This window comes from Pseudomonas sp. MBLB4123 (genome assembly GCF_051904775.1).
GTDB classification, from domain to species: Bacteria; Pseudomonadota; Gammaproteobacteria; order Pseudomonadales; family Pseudomonadaceae; genus Aquipseudomonas; species Aquipseudomonas benzenivorans_B.
This window is the reverse complement of record NZ_CP196711.1, coordinates 656,198-675,183: the sequence shown is the minus strand read 5'-3', so window position 1 is coordinate 675,183 and position 18,986 is coordinate 656,198. Positions and strand designations below refer to the sequence as shown.

The window sequence follows — 18,986 nt, the reverse complement described above, 5'->3', positions numbered from 1 at the left end:
GGCCAGTTTAGCCGAAGCCTGCACGCACGACGCATTGCCGCACGAAAACGCCGCACTGGCACGAAAGTACTGCTGCCCAAGCCCGGGGCGCACCGATATAATTTGAAACGATTTCTTAACCCTTCCCTGCCCCTTCCTCGAGACTACCTGCAAATGGTCATAGAACCCTTTTCGCTCACGGGCTTGCTCGTGCTGGCGATATTCCTAATTGGAATGACGCTTATAGTTTTTGAAGCACAATTAGAGATGGATAAGTTCAAGCCGGCCATGTTCATGATGTCCGGCTTGATCGTAATCGGCGCCCACTACGCCCTCACCGACCCCAACGGGTTTCAGTATTTCCTCCACGCCCAGAGCGAGACCAAGGAGGAGCTGTTCGGCCTGATCGCCTTCATGGCCTTCATGTGGATGGTGGTGGAGCTGCTCAACGAGCGGAACGTGTTCACCGCACTGAACGGCTACCTGATGCGCAAGGGCCTGGGCGCCAGGGGCATGTTCTGGGCCACCGGGGCGCTGTCGGCGCTGCTCTCGCCCTTCCTCAACAACATCACCACGGCGATGATCTTCGGCAAGACGGTCAAGAGCATCTCCGTGCACCAGCGCTACACCCATGTGGCGCTGTGCAACATAGTCGTGGCGTCCAACTCCGGCGTGTGGTTTCTCGGCACCTCCACCAGCCTGATGGTGGTGCTGGCCGGCAAGATCAGCATCGCCGGGCTCTTGCTGCTGATCCCCTCGGCGCTGATCGGCTGGCTGCTGTTCGCCGCCACCCTGCACCTGTTCTACCTGCGCAAGCTCGACGGCGAGCGCCTGATCCACCGGGCCGAGCAATCGGAAACCGCGCTCAAGCCCGGCGGCGCGGGCCTGGCCGTGGTCGGCCTGGTGTCCATTGTCGGTGCGGTGCTGAGCAACATCCTGCTCAAGGTCAGCATCGAGTTCGCCATCGGCATCGCTCTGGGCATGGTGGCGCTCTACGCCTGGCTGCTAATGCACCGCGGTATCGAGCTGCCCTGGCAGGATCAGCTGCAGAAGGTCGAGTGGAACGCCCTGCTGTTCTTCATCGGCATCATCACCTCGGTCTCGGCCCTCAACCACGTCGGCTGGCTGACCTACATCTCGCAGTTGTTCGAGCTGATGAGCCCGACGGCCGTCAACATGATCCTCGGCGTCGCCTCCGGGGTGATGGACAACGTGCCGGTGGAGGCCGCGGCGCTGATGTCCAACCCGCAGCTGGGCCTGGACCAGTGGGCGCTGAACGCGCTGATGGTGGGGATCGGCGGCTCGCTGACGGTGGTCGGTTCGGCCGCCGGGGTGATGGCCATGTCCCTGGACAAGAGCTACAGCTTCGGCGTGCACCTGAAGTTCCTGCCGGCCATCCTGGTCAACTTCTTCGGCTCGCTGGGCGTCTGGTACCTGCAGTTCCAGGTGTTCGGCCTCTACTAAGCCGGGGCGGCCAGGCTCTCCGGCCGCCTGTCGTTTCCCGTCCCGGCAGCCCCCCGCCGGGGCGGGAACCTAGGCAACCTGCCACCGTGCGAAGCCCCCCGCGCGCCCGTAAGGACGACCTCAACCGCACACGGGGAGGTTCACAGCGGCCCCGCACAAGAGGACAATGAAGCCTGTGGTCCGCGCCTGCGAGGAAGTTCCCCCATGTCACATCCGCAAACCCTGTTCCAACTCACCGGCCGTACCCACGCGCCCGCCAGCCTGGGCAATGCGACCCTGGTGATCATCGACGCGCAGGAGGAGTACCGCAGCGGCGTACTGCAGCTGCCCGGCCTGGATGAGGCCCTCGCGGAGATCGCCAAGCTGCTGGCGGCGGCCCGCGACACGGGTGCCGGCATCGTCCATATCAAGCACCTGGGCATTCCCGGCGGCCTGCTCGACCCCAGCGGCCCACGCGGCCGACCGCTGCCGGAGGTCGCGCCGCTGCCCGGCGAGACCGTGGTGGAGAAACGCCTGCCCAATGCCTTCGCCGGCACCGAACTGCACGAGCGCCTGCAGGCGCTGGGCCACCTGGACCTGATCGTCTGCGGCTTCATGACCCACTCGAGCATCAGCACCACGGTGCGCGCCGCCAAGGACTACGGCTACCGCTGCACCCTGGTCGATGCCGCCTGCGCCACCCGCGACCTGCCGACCCCGGACGGCCAGGTGATTGCCGCCGCCGAGGTGCACCGCATCGAGATGATCGCCCTGGCCGACAACTTCGCCGCCCTGGTGCCGCAAGCCAGCGCGCTGATCTGAGCCTCCCCGATCGACGCACTGCCGGCGCCGATCGGACACCAGCGCAGAGCAGCACGGAGCGACCAGGACGCCGACCGGCGCACGGCAATCGGCGGAACCGCGGCGTAACCTCCCGGTCTTACCGCCGATAGCCACTGAGGAAGTCGGAATGAAGCTATCCGATGATTTCGATGCCCGCCGCCTGCGCCCACGCAGCTATCGCAACTGGCGCCTGCGCCTGGCAGCCATGCTCGGTGCGCTGCTGGCCGCCCTCGGCGTACTGCTGGCCATGGCCGGGGCCGCCACCCTGCTGGGGCGTCCCCCGGCACTGGGCACGCTGAACGATTCGCCCGGCGCCGCCATCGTGCTGCTGACGGCGGGCCTGGTACTACTGTGGCTGGGCATCGGGGTCTGGCGCCTGTGCCGGCGCCGCCTGCGCCGTCCCAGCGACCTGAGCCTGGCACCGCACCTAATGAAGAAGCGCAACTGATCGGCAGAGCAACCCGGCCGCCACCTTGGTTACACTAGCGGCCTTCGCGGAGGCCCAGATGCAAGACGACGATTTTTCCCTGTTCCAAGCCGAACTGCGCGGCGTCAAGCCGCTCAAGCATGACCGTGCCGACACCGGCAAGGCCAAGCCCGACCGTGCACGCCTGGCCACCCTGCGCCAGGCCGCCTCGGTGCGCGTCGAGTCGATCAAGGTCGACGGCCTGTCCGACCAGTTCGTCATCGACGTCGGCGCCGAGGATCCCCTGCACTGGGCCGCCAATGGCGTCCAGGAAGGCCAGATGCGCAAGCTCAAGCTCGGCCAGATTCCCTTCGACGGCAGTCTCGACCTGCACGGCATGAACGTGGAGAAGGCCCGCGACACCCTGTGGGAATTCCTCGCCGAAGCGGCCAAGTTCGAAGTGCGCTGCGTGCGCGTCACCCACGGCAAGGCGGTGCGCATGGACGGCCGCAAGCCGATGATCAAGAGCCACGTCAACACCTGGCTGCGCCAGCATCCGCAGGTGCTCGGCTTCACCTCCTGCCTGGCCAAGCACGGTGGTACCGGCGCGGTCTATGTGATGCTCAAGCGCACCATGATGGATGGCCGCGACGAATAACGGCGCATCCCGCACTCTTGCCAGCACGGCGGCCGCGCCCTACCCTGCGCGTCTGCCCCTTAGTAAGGTCCACAGGTAGATCCATGTCCCTGGAACAGCATTACACCGCGATTCTCGGCCAACTCGGCGAGGACGCCTCCCGCGAAGGCCTGCTCGACACGCCCAAGCGCGCCGCCAAAGCCATGCAGTACCTCTGCCGCGGCTACCAGCAAACCCTGGAAGAAGTCACCAACGGCGCCCTGTTCAGCTCCGACAACAGCGAGATGGTGCTGGTGAAGAACGTCGAGCTGTACTCGCTGTGCGAGCACCACCTGCTACCGTTCATCGGCAAGGCCCATGTCGCCTATATCCCCAACGGCAAGGTCCTGGGCCTGTCCAAGGTGGCGCGCATCGTCGACATGTTTGCCCGCCGCCTGCAGATCCAGGAAAACCTCGGCCAGCAGATCGCCGAGGCCGTGCAGGAAGTCACCGGCGCCCTGGGCGTCGCGGTGGTGATCGAGGCCCAGCACATGTGCATGATGATGCGCGGCGTGGAGAAGCAGAACTCCTCCATGGTCACCTCGGTGATGCTCGGCGAATTCCGCAAGAACGCCGCCACCCGCAGCGAGTTCCTCAGCCTGATCCGCAACTGACCGAGCTGCGCCGTACAAAATAACCGGCCTTGCGCCGGTTTTTTTGTGGTTCGCAGTCCTAGCCCCGAGGCCGTTGCCGCAATGGCTCCAGCAGCGGCGACAGGCCGTTATGGTCGATCTCCTGCATCAGCGCCAGCAGCCGGCCGATCTCCCCGGCAGGGAAGCCCTCGCGGGCGAACCAGTTGAGATAGCGACCCGGCAGGTCGGCGATCAACCACCCCTTGTACTTGCCGAAGGGCATCTCGCGGGTCACCAGCAACTGCAGGTCTTCGGGCTTCATTCGGTGCTCACCTTGGGCTGGCTCGGCGGGACGGCCGGGCGGTTGTCGACAAGGACCGAATTATGCCCAAAACCGCCGTGCTGTACCGCCATCGTCCCTCGCCGTTCAGCGCAGACGCAGGCCAGGAGCGACGAACTCGGTTAAGCTGCGCGCCGGCTAATTTTCACCCCTGGGAGTTTCCACGATGGTTATCAAAGCACTGCGCATCGGTCTCGGCCAGTTGATCGTCTTCCTCGACTTCATCAGCCGCCCGCGCAAGCTCAAGCGCTCGCCGGCGGCGCAAGCCGCGGTCGAGCAGGCTGCCGCAGGTCTGGCGCTGTATCAGTTTCACGCCTGCCCATTCTGCGTGAAGACCCGCCGCACCCTGCACAAGCTGAACGTGCCGGTCAGCCTGCGCGACGCCAAGAACGACGCCCAGCACCGCCAAGCGCTGCTGGAACAAGGGGGCAAGATCAAGGTGCCCTGCCTACGCATCGAGGAAAACGGCCAGAGCACCTGGCTGTATGAGTCGAAGGCGATCATCGCCTACCTGCAGCAGCGCTTCGCCAACGCCTGACAGACGGCACGGCTCCGCGCCAGGCACCCAAACACTGCTGGATAAGGCCACGGCTTTGGCCGGGAGCCCCCCCTACCCCTGATCCAGAGAAAAACCTTCCTGGCGCATCCTGACCATCAACGCCTGCCACCCCGGCAGGCGCGCGGTATCGCCGGTGCGTTGCAGCCTGCCATCCTTGACCTGGTAGAGCCCATGGGCGTCGAAGGCATAGAGCAGGACCAGGTCCCGCCGTTGCGACGCAGGAAGCATGGCGCTGTCCAGATTATCCAGAATCAAAGGCTCCGCACCTGGCGCGGCATAGTAGCTGAGGACCATATGTGCCTGGTCGCGCGTCATCTCGCGGGCATAGGTGATGCGCAAGCGCTCTTCCGGCACGCCTAACTTGCGCAGGGTGAAGTACTTGGCCAGGGAAAAGTCCTCGCAGTCCCCTGCTCCCTGCACCAGGGTCTCGATCGGCGTCGCCCAGTAATCGCTCTGCTTCCACAGCACCGCGTCGCTCCTGAAATGCAACTCGCGGTTGAAGTACTGGTTGACCGCCTCCAGCTTGTCCCGCTCGGACAGATAGCGGCTGCTCTCGATCAGTTGATTCCACGACAGCAAGCGATCTTTTGCCGGCCCCTGCCGCCCATAACGCTTTTCGGCCTTGCGCATGATCTGGTCGAAACTCCAGCTGGCCTTGGCTTCGGCCGCGCCAAGCAGCATGCTGGTGCCGAGGGTAGTGAGTGCGACTGCCCGGCACAGCGCACCGGTACATCTGGTCTTGAGGAGTTGTCTGAGCAGCACGTGAGATCTCCGTGAACAGAGCCGCAGCCAAGTTCAATCGAGTAGATCATTCCGTTGAGTGGCTGGATGAAGCGTTCAGTATCCGCAGCCAATCAGCGGTTTTCTGGAGCAGGTGGTGTTCAGACGTACCACTCTCCCGCCGATCGCCTGGTGCCTCCAGGCACCCTTCATCGCGAACGAGGCTAAGCACTCGTTCGTCCAGACTAACGTTTTCAGAGAGTTTCAAGCAAGGATGCTTGGTCGGGTTCCTGGCTCACATGAACCCAACCCCTGCGCCGACTTCCGGGTACCCGGGACAGGCCCTGAGTGCCCGGAACGGCACACTTCTCCACTCAATGCCAGCCGTGCTCAGCTCGTTCCCGATGTATCGGGGACAGATACTGCTTTTCAGGCTTCTGAATCGGCTGACTGTCTTCCCGTTCGAACTCAGGGCCTGCGGCGGTCGGCTTACGTTCGAGCATCTGCACGAAGCGCTCGCTTTCGTCGTCCATGCCTTGCAAGCCATCGAGTCGTTGGCTGTGGTATTGCAGCAGACGACCGCTACCACCCTCGGCCAGCAACAGAGCCGACTCTGTTTCGACCTGTGGTATGGGCGCGCTCACTGCTTGCCCGGATATGGCGGCTGCGAGTACGAACATCGTACCGCCGACTGCGAGGGTACTGATTGTCGGTTTCATGGTGCCATCCTCTTCTTTCCCCGATCCCCATGAATTGGATGAGCGCCCTCGGGTTTTGTTACGCGGCTTTTGCGTATCCGGACGGGCGGCCGTGTACATGGCAGAAGGCCACAAAGCCGCGTGTTACCTGGCTTTCTCGGTAGCCAGGAGCCAGTAACGCGCGCCCTTTATGCGCGATTGAACGCGACCAGGCGCATACCTTCGGAGGACATCGCCGATCTCTCCGACGAGGACAGCGGAACACCAGCCGACCTCGTCCACGCCGAGTACTCGACGGACCCTATCAGTCGAGCATGCCCACATGCCGCGGATGGCTGGCCACCCGCGCCAGCCAGGCCCTGATCGCCGGATAGTCGGCGAGATCGAAGCCGCCCTGGTCGGCGACGTGGGTATAGGCATACAGGGCGATATCGGCGATCGAGTACTGTTCGCCGACCAGATAGGGCGTGCGCTGCAGTTGCTGCTCCATCACCCTGAGGGCCTTGTAGCCGCGCCCGTGGCAGGCCAGGTATTCCTCGCGCCGCGCCTCGGGCAGCCCCTGGTACAGCTGGATGAAACGGGCCACCGCGACATAGGGTTCGTGGCTGTACTGCTCGAAGAACTGCCACTGCAACACCTGGGTGTGCAGGCGCGGTTCGCTCGGCAGGAATTCGCTGCCCTCGGCGAGGAAATGCAGGATGGCATTGGACTCCCACAGGCAACTGCCGTCGTCCAGTTCCAGCACCGGGATCTTGCCGTTGGGGTTCTTCGCCAGGAAGGTCTCGCTCTGGGTCTCGCCCTTGAGGATGTCCATCGCCACCCACTCGTAGGGCTGCTCCAGCAGGTGCAGCATCAGCTTGACCTTGTAACAATTGCCCGAGCGGGCGTCGCCGTAAACCTTGAGCATTCTCCTCTCCTCCCTTCCTGTGGTCTCTTATCTGCTATCTGCGTTGCACCGCCATGACCCGGGTTGCTCAGGCGGAAAGGCCGGACTGCGCCTGACGGATCACCTCGGCCAGGCGTTTGAGCCCCTCGCCCAGGCGCTCCGGCGCCACATGGCTGAAGTTCAGGCGCAGGTGCCCCGGATGGCGGTCCGGCTCGATAAAGAACGGCTCGCCCGGCATGAATGCGACGTTCTGCTCCAGCGCCGGCGTCAGCAGGGTCCGGGTATCCAGCGGCTGCTTGAGGGTCAGCCAGAAGAACAGCCCGCCCTGGGGAATCTGCCACTCGGCCAGATCGGCGAAATGCTCCAGCAGCGCCGCCTGCATGGCATCGCGGCGCAGCCGGTAGAAGTCGCGCAGCTCGACCAGATGGCCGCGATACTGCTCGCTGCCCAACCATTGCAAGGCCTGCCACTGGCCGATGCGGTTGGTGTGCAGGTCCGCCGACTGCTTCAGGCGCAGCAGGTAGGGGAACAGGTCGGGCGTGGCGATCAGGTAGCCGACGCGCAGGCCGGGCAGCAGCGTCTTGGATACGGTGCCGGTATAGATCCAGCTGGCCTTGCGCAGGCGGCTGACGATGGGGGTGGCCAGCGCCTCGTCGAACACCAGTTCGCGATAGGGCTCGTCCTCGATCAGGGTCACGCCGAACTCGTCCAGCAGCGCCGCCACGGCATCGCGCTTGGCCTCGCTGTAGCGGGTTCCGGACGGATTCTGGAAGGTCGGGATCAGGTAGGCGAAGGCCGGCTTGTGCCGCTCCAGACGCTGGCGCAAGGCTTCCAACTCGGGGCCGTCGGCCTCCTGGGGCACAGCGATACAATGGGCGCCGAACAGCTGGAAGGCCTGCAGGGCCGCCAGGTAGGTGGGCGCCTCCACAAGAACTTCCGTACCCGGGTCGATAAACAGCTTGCTGGCCAGGTCCAGGGTCTGCTGCGAGCCGCTGACGATCAGCACCTGGCTGGCCTCGCAGGGCACGCCCAGGGCGCGGGCCTCGGCGGCGATGATCTCGCGCAGGGCCGGCTCGCCCTCGCTCATGCCGTACTGACCCATGCTGGCCGGCATCTCGCGCCACTCGACCCTGGGCAGCATGGGCTCGGCAGGCAGGCCACCGGCAAACGACATGACTTCCGGACGCTGCGCCGCGGCGAGGATTTCACGGATCAGGGAGCTTTTCAGGCGGGCAACGCGTTCGGAGAAGGCCATGGGAGTCACCGGGGTGCTAAGTCGAGAATATTGGGTCAAACTGCTTGACCGAAACTACGACGCCCCGGACAGATACGTCAATATGCTTGACCTTAAAAGCCCGACCACTCAGCAGGCCGCCATGGAAGCCTTCTTCTTCGGCTACCAGGCATTCACCGCCAAGGCCGACGAGATGCTGGCGCGCCGCGGCCTGTCGCGGGTGCACCAACGCATCCTGTTCTTCATCGCCAAGTACCCGGGCCTGAGCGTCAAGCAGCTGCTCGGCTACCTGGGTGTGAGCAAGCAGGCCCTGAGCACGCCGCTGCGCCAGCTGCAGGAGATGCACCTGGTCAGCAGCGCCGCCGCCGCGGAGGACAAGCGCAAGCGCCTGCTCGGCATCACCGCCGAGGGCGCCAAGCTGGAACAGGCCCTGCGCCGCGAGCAGGCCAAGCTGCTGCAGCGGGCCTTCGCCGAGGCCGGCGAAGAGGCGGTCAGGGGCTGGTTGGAGGTCAATCTGGCCCTGAGCGGCAAGCGCCAGGTCAGTTCCGACCAGGAACGAGAAAGCCCGTAACTGTATCGGTCAACGCACCGCTTGCTGTACCGCGACGCCCGGGGAGTCGAGGCATAGGCTTGCAGTCATTGCCCACGAGTGTCCGCCATGACCGCCGAACTGCTGCTCGCCTTCGTTCTCTTCGCCTTTGTCACCTCGGTGACGCCGGGGCCTAACAACACCATGCTGCTCGCCTCCGGGGCCAACTTCGGCCTGCGCCGCACCCTGCCGCACATGCTCGGCATCAGCCTGGGCCTGATGCTGCTGGTGCTGGCGGTCGGCCTGGGCCTGGGCCAGCTGTTCGAGCAGGTGCCCGCGCTCTACGGCATCCTGCGTTACGTCGGCGCCGCCTACCTGCTGTACCTGGCCTGGAAGATCGCCCGGGCCGGCGCCCCCGACGGCCAGGCCGGCGAGCGCGGCAAACCCTTCAGCTTCCTCCAGGCGGCCGCCTTCCAGTGGGTCAATCCCAAGGCCTGGATCATGGCCATAGGCGCCATTACCACCTATACCCCTCAGGACGACTTCGTGGTCAACGTGCTGTGCATCGCGGCCCTGTTCGCCCTGGTCAACTGCCCAACCATGAGCGTCTGGACCGTGGCCGGCAGCCTGCTGCGCAGGTGGCTGAGCAGCCCGCGCCTGCTGCGCCGCTTCAATCTCGGCATGGCCCTGCTGCTGGTGGCCTCGCTGTATCCGATTCTCACCGACACCAAAGGAACCCTGTAATGAGCGAAGCGACCCAGGCCCAGCTACGCCCGCTGAGCGACAGCTCGACCTCGGCGGTGGTCGCCGGCTTCATCGGCATGCTCACCGGCTACACCAGCTCGCTGGTGCTGATGTTCCAGGCCGGCCAGGCCGCCGGACTGTCCAGCGGGCAGATTTCCTCGTGGATCTGGGCGCTGTCTATCGGCATGGCCATCGGCAGTATCGCCCTGTCGCTGCGCTACCGGGCGCCGGTGATGATCGCCTGGTCGACGCCGGGCGCGGCGTTGCTGATCAGCAGCCTGCCGGGGGTGCCTTATGGCGAGGCGATCGGCGCCTATATCCTCGCCTCGGCGCTGATCGTACTGATCGGCCTGACCGGCAGCTTCGAGCGCCTCATGCAGCGGATTCCCGGCTCCATCGCCGCCGCCCTGCTGGCCGGGGTGCTGTTCAAGATCGGCCTGGAGATCTGCGGCGCCGCCGAACAGCAACCGCTGCTGGTGGTGGCCATGCTGCTCGCCTACCTGCTGGGCAAGCGCCTGTGGCCGCGCTACGCGGTGCTCGCCGCGCTGCTGGTCGGCTGCGGGCTGGCCGGCGTGTTCGGCCTGCTGGATTTCAGCGAATTCGAGTTGCAACTGGCCACGCCCGTATGGACCACCCCGGCCTTCTCCTGGGCGGCGGCCATCAGTATCGGCATCCCCCTGTTCATCGTCGCCATGGCCTCGCAGAACCTGCCAGGCATCGCCGTGCTACGCGCCAACGGCTACCACCAGGTGCCGGCCTCCCGGCTGCTCACCAGCACCGGCCTGATCTCGATCCTGCTGGCGCCCTTCGGCTCCCATGGCATCCACATGGCGGCCATCAGCGCGGCGATCTGCGCCGGCCCCGAGGCCCACGAGGACCCGAGCAAACGCTACACCGCCGCGGTCTGGTGCGGGGTGTTCTACGGCATCGCCGGGATCTTCGGCGCCACCCTCGCCGCGCTGTTCGCCGCCCTGCCCAAGGCGCTGATCCTGTCGGTCGCCGCCCTGGCGCTGTTCGCCTCGATCATCGGCGGCCTGACCCAGGCCATGGGCGAGCCCAAGGAACGCGAGGCGGCGCTGATCACCTTCCTGGTCACCGCCTCGGGCATGACCCTGCTGTCGGTCGGCTCGGCCTTCTGGGGCCTGGTCGCCGGCCTGCTCACCCTGTTCATCCTCAACTGGCGCAAGGCCTGAGCGGCGACGCCCGGCATGAAAAAGGCGCCTTCCGGCGCCTTTTTTCCGCCCGCCGTTCAGGCGGCCTCGGCCGCCAGCTGCCGGCCATGGGCGCGATTGACCCACCAGCCGAACAGCGCCGCGGTGAAGAACATGATGATGCTGTAGATCGCAGCCGGAATGGCCATGGTCGAGTTGTTCAGCAGCACCGGGCTCAGGGCCAGGGCGATGGCCAGGGTGCCGTTGTGGATGCCGATCTCCATGCCGATGGCGATGGCCTGGCGCAAGCTCAGCTTGAGCAGGCGCGGCACGTAGTAGCCCACCGCCAGGCTAAGCAGGTTGAAGGTCAGCGCGGCACCGCCGACCAGCGGGGCATAGTCGACGAAGGTCTGCCAGTCCTTGACCACCGCCAGGACGATGATCAGCAGCAGGAACAGGGCCGAGACCAGCTTCACCGGCTTCTGCATGCGCTCGGCGAAGCCGGGGAAGCGGCTGCGCAGCCACATGCCGACGGCCACCGGACCGAGGACGATGACGAATACCTGCAGCACCTTGCCGAACTGCAGCGGAATGGCCTGATCGCCGGTCATGAAGTGCATCAGCGCGAGGTTGACGATCAGCGGCATGGTGAGGATGGCGATCACCGAGTTGACCGCGGTCAGGGTGATGTTCAGCGCCACGTCGCCATGGGCCAGGTGGCTGTAGAGGTTGGCCGTGGTGCCGCCCGGCGAGGCGGCCAGCAGCATCAGGCCCACCGCCAGGGCCGGGGCCAGGCCGAAGACCTTGGTCAGGCCGAAACACAGCAGCGGCAGCAACAGCAACTGGCAGCCCAGGCCGATCAGCACCGGCCTGGGAAACTTCACCACCCGGGCGAAGTCCGCGATGCCGAGCGACAGGCCCAGGCCCAGCATGATGATGCCCAGGGCCACGGGCAAAAATAGCGTCAGTAGAGGATCAGCAGTCATGGTTACTCTTCCCTGGAGTGGAGAATACGATGGGGGCGATTCTGGCCAGACAGCGCCATGTTGCGCAGTGACTTTATCGGCCAAACAGGCGCCCCGCTACCGCGCCGAGAAAAAGCCGCCAGCGCGGGCAGCCATGCCGCGCCCGGCAAACCGGGTCAGATCGCCGTGGCGCCGCCATCCACCGCCAGGGCATGGCCGGTGGTGAAGGCCGCGCCATCGCTGCACAGGTAGAGCACCGCCGTGGCGATTTCCTCGACGGTGCCGATGCGCCCGACCGGGTGCATGGCGGCGGCGAACTCGCCCTTCTTCGGGTCGGCCTTGTAGGCGCGGCGGAACATGTCGGTGTCGATCACCGCCGGACACACCGCGTTGACCCGGACTTTCTTCTTCGCATACTCGATGGCCGCCGACTTGGTCAGGCCGATCACCGCGTGCTTGGAGGCAGCGTAGATGCTCATCTTCGGCGCCGCGCCGAGACCGGCGACCGAGGCGGTATTGACGATGGCGCCACCGCCCTGGGCCAGCAGCAGCGGAATCTGATGCTTCATGCACAGCCACACGCCCTTGACGTTGACCCCCATGATGGCGTCGAACTCGGCCTCGCTGCCCTCGGCCAACCTGCCCTTCTCGATCTCGATGCCGGCGTTGTTGAAGCAGTAGTCCAGGCGCCCGTAGGCGGCCAGAGTGGCCGCCATCAGCCCCTGCACCTCGGCGTCGCGGGTCACGTCGCACCCCACGAAGATCGCCTCACCGCCCCCCGCGCGGATCAGCTCGACGGTAGCCTCGCCGCCTGCCACGTCGACGTCGGAAACCACCACCCTGAGGCCCTCGCTGGCGAAGGCCAGGGCGGTGGCACGACCGATACCCGCGGCGGCGCCGGTGACCAGGGCCACCCGACCGGAAAAACTCAAGCTCATCTGTGTGTCCTCGCAAGGGCTGAAAGTCAGGGCCTGAGTCTAGTCAGAGAGTCGGGCGCCGTGGCAGCACTATCAGGACAGCGGTTGCCCGCTTATCCAGGCCATGGATTACGCCTCGGCCGGCTCCGTCCCGGTGACCGACAGCGGCCGCCAGCGGCGCAACAGCCAATACAGGGTGGGAATCACCAGCAGGGTGAAGAAGGTGCCGACCAGCAGGCCGCCGACTATCACCAGGCCGATCTGCTGGCGGCTCTCGGCGCCGGCGCCGCTGGCCAGGGCCAGGGGCAGCGAGCCCAGAACCATGGCCCCGGTGGTCATCAGGATCGGCCGCAGGCGCTGCGCCGCGGCCTGCAACACCGCCTCGCGCAGCGCCAGGCCACGGCGCAACAGCTGGTTGGCGAACTCGACGATGAGGATGCCGTGCTTGGTGATCAGGCCGATCAGGGTCACCAGGCCGACCTGGGAGTAGATATTCAGGGTGCCGCCGAACAGCCACAGGGCCAGCAAGGCGCCGGCCATCGACAACGGCACGCTGAACAGGATGATCAGCGGGTCGATGAAGCTCTCGAATTGCGCGGCCAGCACCAGGTAGATGAAGGCCAGGGCCAGGACGAAGGTCAGCGCGATGCCGGCGCTGGACTCCTTGAACTCCCGCGAGGTGCCGGCGTAGTCGAACAGGGTGCCCTCGGGGAAGAGCGCGCGGGCCTCGCGCTCCAGGTGATCGAGGGCCTCGCCGAGGGTATGGCCGGCACCGACGTTGGCGCTGAGAGTGACCGCGCGCAGCTGGTTGAAGTGGTTGAGCTCGCGCGGTGCCACGCTCTCGCGCACCTCGATCAGGTTGGACAGCTGCACCATGGCGCCCTCGTGGCCACGCACGTAGACGCGGTCGAGGTCGGCGGGATCGCTGCGGTCGACATCGGCCAGCTGCACCAGCACCTCGTACTGCTCGCCGAGGCGCTTGAAGCGGGTCACCTGGCGGCTGCCGAACAGGCTCTCCAGGCTGCGGCCGATGGTCGCCACATCGCTGCCTACCGCCACCGCCTGTTCGCGGTTGACGGTGACCTTGAGCTGCGGCGTGTTGAGCTTGAGGTCGCTGTCCAGGCTCTCCAGCCCCGGGTAATCGTCCAGGCGCACCAGCAGCGCCTCGACATAGCGCTCCAGCTCGGCGTACGCCAGAGGCGAGCGCACCACCAGGTTGACCGGCTGGCTGCGCACGCTCTGCCCCAGCGGCGGACGGTTGACCGGAAAGGCGCGGATGCCGGGGATGTCCAGCAGCCTGGGCAGCAGCTCCAGACGGATCTCGAACTGGCTGCGCTGGCGCTCGTCCCAGTCTTCCAGCTTCATGAAGGAGATGCCCTGGGTCACGGTGGGGAAGCCGGTGATCACCACGTAGCGGTTGGTCTCGGCAATGCTGGCGTAGACCGCCTCGATCTGTCGGGCGTAACGGCTGGTGTAGTCGAGGGTGGCGCCGTCCGGGGCGCTGTACACGCCGATGAGGGTGCCGGTGTCCTCGGTGGGCGCCAGCTCCGCCTTGAGCCCGGCGAACAGCCAGGCGCAGGCCAGCAGCAGCGCCGCCAGCAGCGCCAGGATCAGCCACCAGCGGTCCAGCGCCCCGGCCAGCAGCGCCTGGTAGCGCTCCGTCAGGCCGTGCAGGAAGTTTTCGATCAGACGGTAGGCGCGGCCATGGCGCTCAGCGGCCCCATGGGGCCTGAGCAGCTTGGCGCACATCATCGGCGACAGGGTCAGGGCGACGAAGCCGGACACCAGCACCGCGCCGGCCAGGGTCCAGGCGAACTCGGTGAACAGCTTGCCGGTGGTGCCGGGCATGAAACCTATGGGGGCATAGACCGCGGCCAGGGTCAGGGTCATGGCGATGACCGCGAAGGCGATCTCGCGACTGCCGGCCAGCGCCGCCTGCAGCGGCGCCAGACCGCCCTCCAGGTGGCGGTGGATGTTCTCCAGCATGACGATGGCGTCGTCCACCACCAGGCCGATGGCCAGGACCATGGCCAGCAGGGTCAGGGTATTGAGGGAGAAGCCCAGCACGGCCATCAAGGCGAAGGCGCCGATCAGCGACACCGGGATGGTCACCAGGGGGATCAGGGTGGCGCGCAGCGAGCGGAGGAACAGGAAGATGATCAGGATGACCAGCGCCACCGCCTCCCAGATGGTGGTGTAGACGTTGTCGATCGACTCGCGGACGAACAGCGAGCTGTCGTGGGCCACCGCCATCTGCATGCCCTCGGGGAGCAGCGCGCGCACGTCCGGCAGGGCCGCCTCGACCCCGTCGGAGATGTCCAGGGGGTTGGCGGTGGCCTGCTTGACCATGCCGATTACCACCGCCTGCTGGCCGTTGAAGCGCACCAGGCTGCGCTCGCTGGCCGGGCCGATCTCGGCGCGGCCGACGTCGGCCAAGCGCAGCAGGTAACCCTGGGAATCGTCGAGGATCAGCCGCTCGAACTCCTCGGCCGTACGCAGGTCGGTCTCCGACAGCAGGTTGAACTCGCGCTCCACCGACTCGATGCGCCCGGCCGGGATCTCCACGTTCTGCCGGCGCAGGGCCTCCTCCACGTCCTGCACCGTCAGGCCGTGGGCGGCCAGGCGCTCCGGGTCGAGCCAGATGCGCATGGCCGGGCTGCGCGCGCCGCGGATCTGCACCTCGGCCACCCCGGGGATGACCTGCAGGCGATCCTTGACCAGGCGCTCGAGCAGGTCGGTGATGGCCATCGCCGAGTGGCGCTCGCTGTAGAAGGCCAGGAACATCACCGGCTGGGCGTCGGCCTCGACCTTCTGCACCAGCGGTTCGTCGATCTCGTCCGGCAGCAGGCCGCGCACCCGGCCGAGGCGGTCGCGCACGTTGTTGGCCGCCTCGTCGGCATCGCTGCCCAGGCGAAACTGCGCGGTGATCTGCGTGCTTTCCGTGCGGCTGATGGAGCTGACGAAGTCCAGCCCCTCGATGCCCGACAGCACATCCTCGATCGGCTGGGCCACCTGGGACTCCATGATCTCCGGGCTGGCCCCCGGATAGCCGACGCTGACGGTGACGATGGGTACGTCGATGTTCGGGTACTCGCGCACCGTCAGGCGCTGGTAGGCCATCAGGCCGAGAAGCACCAGCACCAGGGACAGCACACTGGCGAACACCGGGCGGCGGATGCAGACATCCGCGAGGATCATGCCCCCGCTCCCGACGGCCGGGTACGCACCGCCATGCCCGGGCGGACCTTGTGCCAGCCGGCGCTGATCAGCGTCTCATCGCCACTCAACCCCTCGCGCACCTCGGCGCGCCCGCCCAGGCGGCGGCCGAGGCGGATCTCGCGCTGCTCGACCTTGCCGTCCACCACCAGGTTGACCAGCAGCCGCTCGCCCAGGGGCATCACCGCCTCCTCGGGAATCAGCAGCGCCTGCGGGCGCTCGGCGAGAATCACCGTGACCCGCACGAACTGCCCCGGCTTGAGGCGCAGCCCGGGGTTGCCCAGCTGGGCGCGAATCGCCTGGCTGCGTCCGGCCACGTCCAGCTGCGGGTTGATGGCACTGATCCGGCCGCGGAACACCTCATCGGCGAAGGCATCCAGGCGGATCTCCACGACCTGGCCCGGGCGAACCTGGCCCACCGCCTTCTGCGGCACGCGAAAGTCCAGCCTGAGCGGGTCGAGCACCTCCAGGTTGACGATGTCCTGACCCGCCTCGAGGTAGTCGCCGGGGCTGACCTGGCGCAGGCCGAGCAGGCCGTCGTAGGGGGCGCGAATCTGCGTCTTGTCCAGGCGGGCCCGGGCCAGGGCCAGGCTGGCGCGGCGGGCCTGGAGTTCGGCGCGGGCCTCGTCCAGCGCCTGGGCATTGCTGGCGCCGCGCTGGAACAGCAGCTGGCTGCGGCGAAAGTTGCTTGCCGCCAGGTCCAGGTTGGCCTGCGCCAGGGCCTGCTCGGCGCGGGCGATGGCGTCGTCCAGGCTGACCAGCAGGTCGCCGCTGCTGACGGCCTGGCCCTCGCGAAAATGCAGGCGGGCCAGGCGCCCATCGATCTCCGGGCGGATCATCACCGACTCGGCGGAGCGCAGGGAGCCGAAGGTGATCAGCTCGTCGCGCACCAGGCCGCGCTCGGGCCGCACCACCTCGACCAGGGGGCCCTGGCCGTTCTCCGCCGAGGCGACGGCGGCGGCCAGCGACAGGACGATGGCGACAAGGAAACGACAGGTACGGGCCGGCATGGCGGCTCCCTCGGGGCTGACGTGCTAAGTCTAGCCCCCTGCCGCCTTACGCTGGGTCGTAAACGGCGGCCGTTACTGGCGCATGCCCCGGCCGCCGATCAGCAGGCGCAGGCAGACGAAGTACAGCAGCGCGGTGGCCAGCACCATGAAGCCGATGGCCACGCCGATGCGGATGTCGGAGACGCCGAGGATGCCGTAGCGGAAGGCGTTGACCATGTGCAGGATGGGATTGGCCAGCGACACCGCCTGCCAGAACGGCGGCAACAGGGCGATCGAATAGAACACCCCGCCCAGGTAGGTCAGGGGCGTCAGCACGAAGGTCGGGATGATCGAGATGTCGTCGAAATTGCGGGCGAACACCGCGTTGACGAAGCCGCCGAGGGAGAAGATGGTGGCGGTCATCAGCACCACCAGTACCGTCACCCCGATGTGGTGCACCTGCAGCTGGGTGAAGAACAGCGACAGCAGGGTCACGATCAGCCCTACCGCCAGGCCACGCAGCACGCCGCCGATGACGAAGCCGACGAGGATGGTATGCGGCGACACCGGCGACACCATCAGCTCCTCGATCGAGCGCTGGAACTTGCTGCCGAAGAAGCTCGAGACCACGTTGCCGTAGGAGTTGGTGATCACCGACATCATGATCAGCCCCGGCACTATGTACTCCATGTAGCTGAAGCCGCCCATCTCGCCGATCCGCGAGCCGATCAGGTTACCGAAGATGACGAAGTACAGGACCATGGTGATGGCCGGCGGCAGCAGGGTCTGCGGCCAGATGCGGGTGAAGCGGCGCACCTCGCGGTAGACGATGGTGCGCAGCGCCACCCCGTTGGCGGCCAGCTCGGAATTCAGATGGGTCGTGCTCACACCGCCTCCTTGGCCAGATTCTTCTCGACCAGGGAAACGAACAGCTCCTCCAGGCGATTGGTCTTGTTGCGCAGGCTGAGCACCTCGATGTGCTGCTTGGCCAATTGGCGGAACAGCTCGCTCATGCCCTGAGTCTTCTCCACCTGCACCTCCAGGGTGTGATGGTCGAGCAGCTGGGCCGGATAGCCGTCCAACTGCGGCGCCACCAGCAGCGACTCCTTGAGGTCGAGCAGGAAGGTCTCCACGTGCAGCTTCTTCAGCAGCGCCTTCATGCTGGTGTTCTCGACGATGCGGCCGTGGTCGATGATGCCGATGTTGCGGCACAGCTGCTCGGCTTCCTCGAGGTAGTGAGTGGTGAGGATGATGGTGATGCCCTGCTGGTTCAGCTCGGTGAGGAAGCTCCACATCGAGCGGCGCAGCTCGATGTCCACCCCGGCGGTCGGTTCGTCGAGGATCAACAGGCGCGGCTGGTGCACCAGGGCGCGGGCGATCATCAGACGGCGCTTCATGCCGCCGGACAGCTCGCGCGAGGGCACGTTGCGCTTGTCCCACAGGCCCAGCTGCTTGAGGTACTGCTCGGCACGCGCCTTGGCGATCTTCGCCGGAATGCCGTAGTAGCCCGCCTGGGTGACGACTATGTCGAAGACCTTCTCGAACTGGTTGAAGTTGAATTCCTGGGGCACCACGCCCAGGCAGCGCTTGAGCGCCGAGGGCTGCTTGTCCAGGTCGTGGCCGAACACGCTCACCGTGCCGCCGCTCTTGTTCACCAGGGTGGAGAGGATGCCGATGGTGGTGGACTTGCCGGCGCCATTGGGGCCGAGCAAGGCGAAGAAGTCGCCTTCGGCCACATCCAGGTCGATGCCATGCAGGGCCTGAAAGCCGTTGCCGTAGGTCTTGGTCAGCTGCCGGATGGACAGAGCACTAGTCATGAGGGGGCACGCACACAATGAGAAGAACGGGTTAGATGGAGGCTGGCGCAGGCAATTGCAACTATCGCTTTCGAGTCGGCGAAAACGTCATCCAGGCGCCCCAGAGGCACGCCTCGTACAGAGTGCCGCACCTGGCACCCTACCACCATGAAATCAATAAGAAAGACGCGAATGCTGATGTTAGCTATCGATTCGATCAATAGGTGTTGCCGCAAGCGGAAAATCAGCGACGAGAAAACTGGACCGCGCCGCAACAGCTCCTATCGGCGCGGCTGCCGACAGTAGAATCGCCCCCCTCCGGC

At 66.1% G+C, this 18,986-nt stretch carries 20 protein-coding genes; 9 read left to right on the top strand and 11 right to left on the bottom strand.

What is annotated here, in order from left to right; genetic code table 11:
• Positions 1–153 precede the first annotated feature (153 nt).
• From nhaD to folE, 5 genes are all read left to right on the top strand, one after another.
• Positions 154–1,443: a sodium:proton antiporter NhaD gene (gene nhaD / locus ACSX1C_RS03385; RefSeq protein WP_439888233.1), complete on the top strand. Its 1,290-nt coding sequence runs from the start codon at positions 154–156 to the stop codon at positions 1,441–1,443.
• Positions 1,444–1,647: 204 nt separating this feature from the next.
• Positions 1,648–2,244, top strand: coding sequence for a cysteine hydrolase family protein (locus ACSX1C_RS03380; RefSeq protein ID WP_318642059.1), 597 nt, complete (start codon positions 1,648–1,650; stop codon positions 2,242–2,244).
• A 148-nt stretch (positions 2,245–2,392) separates the two neighbouring features.
• Positions 2,393–2,713: a hypothetical protein gene (locus ACSX1C_RS03375; RefSeq protein ID WP_439888232.1), complete on the top strand. Its 321-nt coding sequence runs from the start codon at positions 2,393–2,395 to the stop codon at positions 2,711–2,713.
• Positions 2,714–2,771: 58 nt separating this feature from the next.
• Complete coding sequence (locus ACSX1C_RS03370) at positions 2,772–3,329, top strand: Smr/MutS family protein (RefSeq protein ID WP_369959119.1); 558 nt, start codon at positions 2,772–2,774, stop codon at positions 3,327–3,329.
• A gap of 83 nt (positions 3,330–3,412) precedes the next feature.
• Positions 3,413–3,961, top strand: coding sequence for a GTP cyclohydrolase I FolE (gene folE / locus ACSX1C_RS03365; RefSeq protein WP_318642062.1), 549 nt, complete (start codon positions 3,413–3,415; stop codon positions 3,959–3,961).
• Between the two features lie 58 nt (positions 3,962–4,019).
• Here folE and ACSX1C_RS03360 read toward each other — a convergent pair whose 3' ends face one another.
• A complete protein-coding gene (locus tag ACSX1C_RS03360) occupies positions 4,020–4,241 on the bottom strand; it encodes a DUF3820 family protein (protein ID WP_439888231.1) in 222 nt (73 codons plus the stop codon).
• Between the two features lie 184 nt (positions 4,242–4,425).
• On the opposite strand from ACSX1C_RS03360, the gene ACSX1C_RS03355 reads away from it, so the two are divergent.
• On the top strand, positions 4,426–4,797 hold the full coding sequence (locus tag ACSX1C_RS03355) for a glutathione S-transferase N-terminal domain-containing protein (protein ID WP_439888230.1): 372 nt from the start codon (positions 4,426–4,428) through the stop codon (positions 4,795–4,797).
• A gap of 72 nt (positions 4,798–4,869) precedes the next feature.
• Here ACSX1C_RS03355 and ACSX1C_RS03350 read toward each other — a convergent pair whose 3' ends face one another.
• From ACSX1C_RS03350 to ACSX1C_RS03335, 4 genes are all read right to left on the bottom strand, one after another.
• Positions 4,870–5,580 (bottom strand): transglutaminase-like cysteine peptidase, encoded by a 711-nt coding sequence (locus tag ACSX1C_RS03350; RefSeq protein WP_439888229.1) that lies wholly within the window; start codon positions 5,578–5,580, stop codon positions 4,870–4,872.
• Positions 5,581–5,912: 332 nt separating this feature from the next.
• The gene (locus tag ACSX1C_RS03345; protein ID WP_439888228.1) at positions 5,913–6,257 is read right to left on the bottom strand and encodes a hypothetical protein; all 345 of its coding nucleotides are present in this window, start codon (positions 6,255–6,257) and stop codon (positions 5,913–5,915) included.
• A 283-nt stretch (positions 6,258–6,540) separates the two neighbouring features.
• Positions 6,541–7,143: a glutathione S-transferase family protein gene (locus ACSX1C_RS03340; protein WP_439888227.1), complete on the bottom strand. Its 603-nt coding sequence runs from the start codon at positions 7,141–7,143 to the stop codon at positions 6,541–6,543.
• 67 nt (positions 7,144–7,210) lie between these two features.
• Positions 7,211–8,377 (bottom strand): PLP-dependent aminotransferase family protein, encoded by a 1,167-nt coding sequence (locus tag ACSX1C_RS03335; RefSeq protein WP_439888226.1) that lies wholly within the window; start codon positions 8,375–8,377, stop codon positions 7,211–7,213.
• An 82-nt stretch (positions 8,378–8,459) separates the two neighbouring features.
• Here ACSX1C_RS03335 and ACSX1C_RS03330 point away from each other — a divergent pair, with 82 nt between their 5' ends.
• The 3 genes from ACSX1C_RS03330 (at position 8,460) to ACSX1C_RS03320 (ending at position 10,822) form a co-directional block, all read left to right on the top strand.
• Positions 8,460–8,927 (top strand): MarR family winged helix-turn-helix transcriptional regulator, encoded by a 468-nt coding sequence (locus ACSX1C_RS03330; protein ID WP_439888225.1) that lies wholly within the window; start codon positions 8,460–8,462, stop codon positions 8,925–8,927.
• 87 nt (positions 8,928–9,014) lie between these two features.
• A complete protein-coding gene (locus ACSX1C_RS03325) occupies positions 9,015–9,629 on the top strand; it encodes a LysE family translocator (RefSeq protein ID WP_439888224.1) in 615 nt (204 codons plus the stop codon).
• Positions 9,629–10,822: a benzoate/H(+) symporter BenE family transporter gene (locus tag ACSX1C_RS03320; protein WP_439888223.1), complete on the top strand. Its 1,194-nt coding sequence runs from the start codon at positions 9,629–9,631 to the stop codon at positions 10,820–10,822. Before ACSX1C_RS03325 ends, ACSX1C_RS03320 begins: the two co-directional genes overlap by 1 nt.
• 56 nt (positions 10,823–10,878) lie before the next feature.
• Here the strand turns inward: ACSX1C_RS03320 and ACSX1C_RS03315 are convergent, their stop codons facing one another.
• From ACSX1C_RS03315 to ACSX1C_RS03290, 6 genes are all read right to left on the bottom strand, one after another.
• Positions 10,879–11,766, bottom strand: a complete 888-nt coding sequence (locus ACSX1C_RS03315) for a bile acid:sodium symporter family protein (RefSeq protein ID WP_439888222.1) — start codon at positions 11,764–11,766, stop codon at positions 10,879–10,881.
• Between the two features lie 155 nt (positions 11,767–11,921).
• A complete protein-coding gene (locus ACSX1C_RS03310) occupies positions 11,922–12,683 on the bottom strand; it encodes an SDR family oxidoreductase (RefSeq protein ID WP_439888221.1) in 762 nt (253 codons plus the stop codon).
• Between the two features lie 108 nt (positions 12,684–12,791).
• A complete protein-coding gene (locus ACSX1C_RS03305; RefSeq protein WP_439888220.1) occupies positions 12,792–15,860 on the bottom strand; it encodes an efflux RND transporter permease subunit in 3,069 nt (1,022 codons plus the stop codon).
• The gene (locus ACSX1C_RS03300) at positions 15,857–16,888 is read right to left on the bottom strand and encodes an efflux RND transporter periplasmic adaptor subunit (protein ID WP_439888219.1); all 1,032 of its coding nucleotides are present in this window, start codon (positions 16,886–16,888) and stop codon (positions 15,857–15,859) included. Before ACSX1C_RS03300 ends, ACSX1C_RS03305 begins: the two co-directional genes overlap by 4 nt.
• Positions 16,889–16,960: 72 nt before the next feature.
• Complete coding sequence (locus ACSX1C_RS03295; protein WP_439889358.1) at positions 16,961–17,740, bottom strand: ABC transporter permease; 780 nt, start codon at positions 17,738–17,740, stop codon at positions 16,961–16,963.
• An 11-nt stretch (positions 17,741–17,751) separates the two neighbouring features.
• On the bottom strand, positions 17,752–18,684 hold the full coding sequence (locus tag ACSX1C_RS03290) for an ABC transporter ATP-binding protein (protein WP_318642076.1): 933 nt from the start codon (positions 18,682–18,684) through the stop codon (positions 17,752–17,754).
• Positions 18,685–18,986 lie beyond the last annotated feature (302 nt).

Bases quoted from the DNA above. Each gene is read 5' to 3' on its own strand.
- nhaD (WP_439888233.1), top strand. From the start codon at position 154: ATGGTCATAGAACCCTTTTCGCTCACGGGCTTGCTCGTGCTGGCGATA.
- ACSX1C_RS03380 (WP_318642059.1), top strand. From the start codon at position 1,648: ATGTCACATCCGCAAACCCTGTTCCAACTCACCGGCCGTACCCACGCG.
- ACSX1C_RS03375 (WP_439888232.1), top strand. From the start codon at position 2,393: ATGAAGCTATCCGATGATTTCGATGCCCGCCGCCTGCGCCCACGCAGC.
- ACSX1C_RS03370 (WP_369959119.1), top strand. From the start codon at position 2,772: ATGCAAGACGACGATTTTTCCCTGTTCCAAGCCGAACTGCGCGGCGTC.
- folE (WP_318642062.1), top strand. From the start codon at position 3,413: ATGTCCCTGGAACAGCATTACACCGCGATTCTCGGCCAACTCGGCGAG.
- ACSX1C_RS03360 (WP_439888231.1), bottom strand. From the start codon at position 4,241: ATGAAGCCCGAAGACCTGCAGTTGCTGGTGACCCGCGAGATGCCCTTC.
- ACSX1C_RS03355 (WP_439888230.1), top strand. From the start codon at position 4,426: ATGGTTATCAAAGCACTGCGCATCGGTCTCGGCCAGTTGATCGTCTTC.
- ACSX1C_RS03345 (WP_439888228.1), bottom strand. From the start codon at position 6,257: ATGAAACCGACAATCAGTACCCTCGCAGTCGGCGGTACGATGTTCGTA.
- ACSX1C_RS03340 (WP_439888227.1), bottom strand. From the start codon at position 7,143: ATGCTCAAGGTTTACGGCGACGCCCGCTCGGGCAATTGTTACAAGGTC.
- ACSX1C_RS03335 (WP_439888226.1), bottom strand. From the start codon at position 8,377: ATGGCCTTCTCCGAACGCGTTGCCCGCCTGAAAAGCTCCCTGATCCGT.
- ACSX1C_RS03330 (WP_439888225.1), top strand. From the start codon at position 8,460: ATGCTTGACCTTAAAAGCCCGACCACTCAGCAGGCCGCCATGGAAGCC.
- ACSX1C_RS03325 (WP_439888224.1), top strand. From the start codon at position 9,015: ATGACCGCCGAACTGCTGCTCGCCTTCGTTCTCTTCGCCTTTGTCACC.
- ACSX1C_RS03320 (WP_439888223.1), top strand. From the start codon at position 9,629: ATGAGCGAAGCGACCCAGGCCCAGCTACGCCCGCTGAGCGACAGCTCG.
- ACSX1C_RS03315 (WP_439888222.1), bottom strand. From the start codon at position 11,766: ATGACTGCTGATCCTCTACTGACGCTATTTTTGCCCGTGGCCCTGGGC.
- ACSX1C_RS03310 (WP_439888221.1), bottom strand. From the start codon at position 12,683: ATGAGCTTGAGTTTTTCCGGTCGGGTGGCCCTGGTCACCGGCGCCGCC.
- ACSX1C_RS03305 (WP_439888220.1), bottom strand. From the start codon at position 15,860: ATGATCCTCGCGGATGTCTGCATCCGCCGCCCGGTGTTCGCCAGTGTG.
- ACSX1C_RS03300 (WP_439888219.1), bottom strand. From the start codon at position 16,888: ATGCCGGCCCGTACCTGTCGTTTCCTTGTCGCCATCGTCCTGTCGCTG.
- ACSX1C_RS03290 (WP_318642076.1), bottom strand. From the start codon at position 18,684: ATGACTAGTGCTCTGTCCATCCGGCAGCTGACCAAGACCTACGGCAAC.